7 protein-coding genes are annotated in these 6,171 nt (G+C 44.9%); all 7 read left to right on the forward strand.

Features of this window, described 5'->3' with window-relative positions; all coding sequences use genetic code 11:
* A partial coding sequence (locus tag MUP17_11215; protein MCJ7459550.1) for a phosphatase PAP2 family protein occupies positions 1-233 on the forward strand: 233 nt, incomplete at its 5' end.
* Positions 234-303: 70 nt separating this feature from the next.
* On the forward strand, positions 304-1,608 hold the full coding sequence (locus tag MUP17_11220; GenBank protein ID MCJ7459551.1) for a metallophosphoesterase: 1,305 nt from the start codon (positions 304-306) through the stop codon (positions 1,606-1,608).
* Positions 1,609-1,993: 385 nt separating this feature from the next.
* The gene (gene pgsA, locus MUP17_11225) at positions 1,994-2,581 is read left to right on the forward strand and encodes a CDP-diacylglycerol--glycerol-3-phosphate 3-phosphatidyltransferase (protein ID MCJ7459552.1); all 588 of its coding nucleotides are present in this window, start codon (positions 1,994-1,996) and stop codon (positions 2,579-2,581) included.
* Positions 2,582-2,628: 47 nt separating this feature from the next.
* Positions 2,629-3,057: a phosphatidylglycerophosphatase A gene (locus MUP17_11230; GenBank protein MCJ7459553.1), complete on the forward strand. Its 429-nt coding sequence runs from the start codon at positions 2,629-2,631 to the stop codon at positions 3,055-3,057.
* A gap of 2 nt (positions 3,058-3,059) precedes the next feature.
* Complete coding sequence (locus MUP17_11235; protein ID MCJ7459554.1) at positions 3,060-4,295, forward strand: competence/damage-inducible protein A; 1,236 nt, start codon at positions 3,060-3,062, stop codon at positions 4,293-4,295.
* Between the two features lie 69 nt (positions 4,296-4,364).
* Positions 4,365-4,922, forward strand: coding sequence for an RNA 2',3'-cyclic phosphodiesterase (thpR, locus tag MUP17_11240; GenBank protein MCJ7459555.1), 558 nt, complete (start codon positions 4,365-4,367; stop codon positions 4,920-4,922).
* A 20-nt stretch (positions 4,923-4,942) separates the two neighbouring features.
* A complete protein-coding gene (recA, locus tag MUP17_11245) occupies positions 4,943-6,001 on the forward strand; it encodes a recombinase RecA (GenBank protein ID MCJ7459556.1) in 1,059 nt (352 codons plus the stop codon).
* Positions 6,002-6,171 lie beyond the last annotated feature (170 nt).

The raw sequence follows: 6,171 nt of genomic DNA on the forward strand, positions 1-6,171 counted from the left end.
CAGGCTCGATCTTGACTTTTCTTTATCGCCGGGCTTGGTTCATCTGGTTAGCTATTGCGGTTACAGTCTCTTTCTCCCGCATTTATGTTGGGGTACATTACCCTCTGGATGTCGCGGGAGGAGCTTTTTATGGGATTCTTTGGGGAGTGCTGGTTTTGATCGTATCGAAATCCGTTTTTCGAATCCAGAGCCTTTCAGAGTCTAAGTTGCACTCAGGTCGGGGTGAACTCTGATACTACTGTTTTGAAAAAACTTGCCAGATCTATCTTATGAAGTAATTTTTTGGAAAAGGAGTAAGCAAAAATGGCGAAAACAAGCTTCTTGATCGGACTCCTGATACTGGGGTCATGTTCTGCCCTGGCTCAAGACCTTCCTCAAAAAGGACCTTACCTCTCGATGGTCACCCAGAACTCAATGGTGATAAGCTGGCGAACGTCGACCTCTGACAGTTCAGTGGTTCAATATGGGCTTACTCCCGCATATGAAAGAGAAGAAAAGGATTTGGCTCTCAAGATCCCTCACAGTCTGACCTTAACCGGCCTTGTGCCTGACACAATCTATCATTACCGGGTGCTCTTTCAAGGGAAGCAGACCCCTGATTACACTTTCAGGACCGGGGTTACTTCTGATATCCCTTTCAAATTTTGTGTTTATGGTGACACCAGAACCCAGGCTGATTCTCATTTAGCTGTGGTGAATCGAATTATCGCATCTGATCCATATTTTGTTCTTCACACTGGTGACCTAGTGGCAAACGGTTCAGATGAAAGCCAGTGGGCGGTTTATTTTGCAACCATCTGCTCCAGTGCCACCTCTGCCCAGAGATTTCCGTACTATTATGCCATAGGAAACCATGAGGGGGAAAGTCCTCTCTACTACAACTATTTCTGCCTTCCTCACAATAATCCTGATAGCAATGAATCTTATTATTCTTTCGATTACGGGAATTCGCATTTCATCAGCCTGGATACCCAGAAACCTTATGGACCATCAAGTGCTCAGTATCAATGGCTCAGAAAAGACCTGGTCAATTCTTATAACAAGACTTTTGTCTTCGTTTTTATGCATGATCATCCTTATTGCGCAGGAGGGCATAACAGTGACCTCGGTATAAGAGATACCCTCTGTCCCCTTTTTGAAACTTTCAAAGTCGATATGGTATTTAGCGGGCATAGCCACTTCTATCAGAGAAATGGACCTATCAAAGGGGTCACCAATATAATAGCAGCTGGAGGCGGAGCGCCGCTTTACACTCCAGCTGAGAGCAGCTGGACTCAATATACAGAAAAAGCTCATCATTTTGTCGATTTCACGGTATGGGCTGATTCGCTAAAATTCAAGATGATGCGGACAGATGGAAGTATCGGGGATAGTCTTATCTACCAGGCTCAGAATAAATCGCCATTACTCCTGGGCGATCCCAACTCAGATGGAACGATTAATGTTGCCGACATCTTACATCTGGTCAGTTACCTATTCAAAGGAGGACCGGTGCCTCTGCCTATTTCAGAAAGCGGAGATGCCAACTGTGATGGAAAGGTGAATGTGGCTGACATAGTTTATTTAGTTGCCTATCTTTTTAAGGGCGGACCTAAACCGGTGTGTTAAAAATGATGACGGATGACAGATAGAAGATAAAAGATCAATAACTCGTAGCGCCTGACCTTTGTGTCTGGCGTTTGTTGTTGTACGGAATGAATTGACCATGTCAATACGCCATCATCACAGACGATGCATCCCAAAATCTGTTTTTTTATTGACTGAGAAGGGTTAGAAGGTTAAATTTACCAAAGTGGAATTTGATAGTGGTTTGTTTTTCTTAGAGCGAGGCCTCAAGGTCTTGGGACTTTCAGCCTCGCCTAAGCGACCCTAAAAGGGTCGCGCTACGAAGGGAGTGGATTGCTTCGTAGGTCAAATGACCTCCTCGGTATGCACAGCCTTGGTGCATACCTCGCAATAACTCTATGAAAAAAGAGATCTTAAGGACTGGTAGATGAATTTGCCAAATAAACTCACCTTAGCCCGGATACTGCTCTCCCCGGTCTTTATGGTCTTTTTTCTGGTGGATAACGTCTATTCTCGTTATTTTGCTACTCTCATATTCCTATTTGCGGCTTTAACTGATCTTTATGACGGGTATATAGCCAGAAAGTACGGGGTGGTTACCGGTTTTGGAAAATTTATGGACCCTTTAGCTGATAAAATTTTAGTATCAACTGCCTTCATCTCTTTTGTGGCTTTGGGTTATGTCAAAGCCTGGATGATTTTGGTTATAATCGTGAGGGAGTTTTTCATCACCGGCTTAAGGAGTTTAGCGGCTTATAAAGGGATGGTGATTATGCCCACCATTTTGGCTCAGGTGAAGACTTTTTCCCAGATGTTAGTCATCAGTATAATTTTAATCTTCACCAACCTGAAGACCACTCTTCTTCCCTTAGGTTACGACTGGAGCATTTTCACCAGCCCTCAGGTTTTCAGGCTTTTTGATCTCTTAGTTTTTATAAGCATGCTCCTGACCCTGGGAACCGGTATAGACTACCTGGTGAAGAACATACCTCTGCTCAAGGGGGTGTTAAAATAGAGTCAGAAAAGGTCAACTTAAGACTGATCCAGCGGCTTCAGATTCTTCTGGCCACCCTTTTTTTTACTGGCTATTCACCGGTTGTACCCGGTACCTGCGGTAGCCTTTTAATCTTTATTCTGGTCTGGCTCTTTGTACCCCAGAGTTTTTATTTCCTCGGCGGAATTGCTATTCTGGTATTCTTTGTCAGCCTTTGGTCTGGAACCGGGGCAGAAAAGGTTTTTGGCAAGGATAACAGAAAAATTGTAATCGATGAAGGATGCGGGATGCTGGTCTCTTTTTTATTTTTGCCAAAGAGGTTTTTTTTGTATATATTAGCTTTTGTCATTTTCAGGGGTTTAGACATTATCAAACCACCGCCAGCCAGGGACTGTGAAAAACTTGAAGGCGGGCTGGGAATAACTTTAGATGATGTGGTGGCTGGGATTTACACCAATCTTATTATGCAGGTTCTAATCATCTTAAAAGTCTTATAAATATGAAAGCAGAGATAATCACAATCGGAGATGAGATAATCCACGGGGAGATATTAGATTCCAACTCCGCCTATATCGGGGATAAGCTCTCCAGTCTGGGAATTGAGATCGCTTTCAAAACCTCGATAGGAGATGATTTAAAAAGGATTATCGAGGCAATCAAACTGGCCGTGGAAAGGGCGGATCTGGTTATTGCCACTGGCGGGTTAGGTCCTACCAATGATGACCTTACCAAAAAAGGAATAGTCAAAGCTTTCAAGAGGAATCTGGTTTTTCATGAAGATATTTTAAAAAAGGTGGAAGAAGGGTTCAGGAGAAGGGGAATCGAGATGCCCAAGATCAATCAGAACCAGGCCTTACTGCCCCAGGGTGCCAAGGCTTTGCCCAATCAATATGGCTCTGCCCCGGGCATCTTCATCCAGGAAGGCAAGAGGTTTTTCTTCGCCCTTCCAGGTGTTCCCCTGGAGATGAAGACTATTCTGGAAAATGAGATCCTGCCTTTCCTGAAAACCAGGTCCTCCAGAAAGGCTGTCCTGCAAAAGGTCTTGAGAACCACGGGGATAGTTGAGTCAGCCATATACGAGAAGTTGGACCCGGTCCTGAGGGCTAAAAGTCCGGTAAAGATAGGCTTTCTCCCCAGCTTTTCCGGAGTAGACATTAAACTCCGGATCACTTCTGAAAGCGAAGATTTAGCCCGGAAAGAGCTGTCGGAACTTGAACAGAAAACAAGGGAAATCCTGAATGAGAACATATATGGAATGGATAAAGAGAGCCTGGAAGAGGTTGTGGGCAGGTTGCTCTCCGATAAAAAGAAAACCATCTCAGTGGCTGAGTCCTGCACCGGTGGTTTGATAGGCGCAAAGCTCACCAATGTATCCGGAAGCTCAAATTACTTTATGGACGGAGTAATCACTTACAGCAACCAGTCCAAGATGGAATTTTTGAAGATCCCCAGGGAGATCATTGAAAAATATGGCGCAGTCTCCGAAGAAGTAGCAATTCTTATGGCTGAAGGGATCAGGAAAGTCTCCAACACGGATTACGGTGTCTCCGCAACCGGGATTGCCGGACCCACTGGAGGAACAGAGGAGAAACCTGTGGGCTTAGTCTATATCGGGTTTGCACATGAAAATGATTCGTATGCCCGGAAATTTATTTTCGGAGGAGACCGGCAGGCGATAAGGGAAAGAACTGCCCAGGCGGCATTGAATCTGGTGAGGCTTTTTATGTTGAAATAATAACCGGAGTATAAAGCTTTAGCTTTATCAAAGGTAAACCTAAAGGTTTACACTCCAAGATTGATTATAATGCGCACCTTTATTGCAGTTGAGCTGAAAGAAGAATTGAAGAAAAAAATCGAAGAGGTTCAGACCCCTCTGAAGAAATTAGGGGCAGATGTCTCCTGGGTCAAGCCGGGGAATGTGCATGCCACTTTGAAATTCTTGGGAGAGGTGCCTGAAGATAAAATCGAAAGGGTTTTTGAAGGGACTAAAAAAGCTTTAGAAGGAATAAAAGGCTTTAAACTGAGCCTGAAGGATTTGGGTTGCTTTCCCAATATGAAAAGACCAAGGGTGGTCTGGATAGGAGTTGAAAAAGGGAAAGAGGAATTAGCCCTTATGGTTAAAAAAATTGAGCAGGAGATGGAAAATATTGGGTATCCCAAAGAAAATAGAGAGTTTTCTCCGCACCTGACCATTGGCAGGGTCAAGTCTCCTAAAAATATCGAAAGATTAGCTGAACAGATAAAAACCACGAATTTTCAAACAGAGGAAATCGAGATCAAAGAGGTAGTGGTGATGAGGTCCCAGCTTAATCCGGCCGGGGCTATCTACACTCCCCTTAAGAAAATAGCTCTTTTAACTTAAGTAAAGAAAGTGAGGAAAATATGACTACTCATCAATCAGAGGAGAAAAAGAAAGCCTTAGATCAGGCTGTCTCCCAGATAGAAAAACAGTTTGGAAAAGGGTCTATCATGCGATTGGGAAGTGAGAGTTTAGGGATAAAAGTCCCGGTGATTCCCACTGGCTCAGTTGCCCTGGATTATGCCTTAGGGGTGGGAGGGGTTCCTAGGGGAAGGGTGGTAGAGATTTTCGGTCCGGAAGCATCTGGTAAAACCACCTTAGCCCTGCATATCCTGGCTGAAGCTCAAAAAACAGGTGGAGTTGCGGCTTTTGTGGATGCAGAACATGCTTTAGCCCCGAATTATGCCAGAGCCTTGGGTGTGGACATTGATAACCTTCTGATCTCCCAGCCCGATACGGGTGAACAAGCCCTGGAGATAACCGAGACTCTGGTTCGCAGCGGAGCAGTAGATGTTATCGTCATCGACTCAGTTGCTGCGCTGGTCCCCAAAGCAGAGATCGAGGGGGAAATGGGGGACGCTCATATGGGTCTTCAGGCAAGGCTTATGTCCCAGGCTTTAAGGAAGCTTACCGGCACAATCAGCAAATCCAAAACCTGTGTTATCTTCATAAACCAGATCAGGATGAAAATCGGAGTGATGTTCGGAAATCCGGAAACCACCACCGGCGGGATCGCGCTGAAGTTCTATTCCTCAGTCAGGATGGATATCCGCAGAATCGCCTCGATCAAGGAAGGCGAGAATGTTACCGGCTCCAGAACCAGAGTGCGGGTAGTGAAAAACAAGGTCGCCCCTCCATTCAAAGAGGCGGAATTTGATATAATCTACGGGAAAGGGATCTCCAGAGAGGGTGAGCTGGTCGACTTAGGGGTGGAACAGAACGTCTTAGAGAAAAGCGGAACCTGGGTCTCCTATAAAGGTGAAAGGTTAGGCCAGGGAAGGGATAATGCCAAGCAGTTTTTACTGGACAATCCGGATATTACCAGAAAGATTGAACAGGAGATAAAGGAGAAATTAGGGCTCAGATCTAAACCAGCAGAGGAGAAAGAACCAGAAGTGGTAGCCAAAGGAAAAGGGAAGTAGTTGCTGGCACCTTCTTTACGATTTCCTCAGAAATGCCCCGGATAACCAAAATCGAGCCTCAGAAGAAAAATCCTAAAAGAAGGTCTGTCTTTTTAGATGAAAGGTTTGCTTTTGGCCTGGATGAAGAGGTGGTCTACAAATATGGTTTAAAAGTCGGACAGGAGCTTGAG

Source organism: Candidatus Zixiibacteriota bacterium (assembly GCA_022865345.1).
Taxonomy (GTDB): domain Bacteria; phylum Zixibacteria; class MSB-5A5; order MSB-5A5; family RBG-16-43-9; genus RBG-16-43-9.

Bases quoted from the DNA above. Each gene is read 5' to 3' on its own strand.
- MUP17_11220 (MCJ7459551.1), top strand. From the start codon at position 304: ATGGCGAAAACAAGCTTCTTGATCGGACTCCTGATACTGGGGTCATGT.
- pgsA (MCJ7459552.1), top strand. From the start codon at position 1,994: ATGAATTTGCCAAATAAACTCACCTTAGCCCGGATACTGCTCTCCCCG.
- MUP17_11235 (MCJ7459554.1), top strand. From the start codon at position 3,060: ATGAAAGCAGAGATAATCACAATCGGAGATGAGATAATCCACGGGGAG.
- thpR (MCJ7459555.1), top strand. From the start codon at position 4,365: ATGCGCACCTTTATTGCAGTTGAGCTGAAAGAAGAATTGAAGAAAAAA.
- recA (MCJ7459556.1), top strand. From the start codon at position 4,943: ATGACTACTCATCAATCAGAGGAGAAAAAGAAAGCCTTAGATCAGGCT.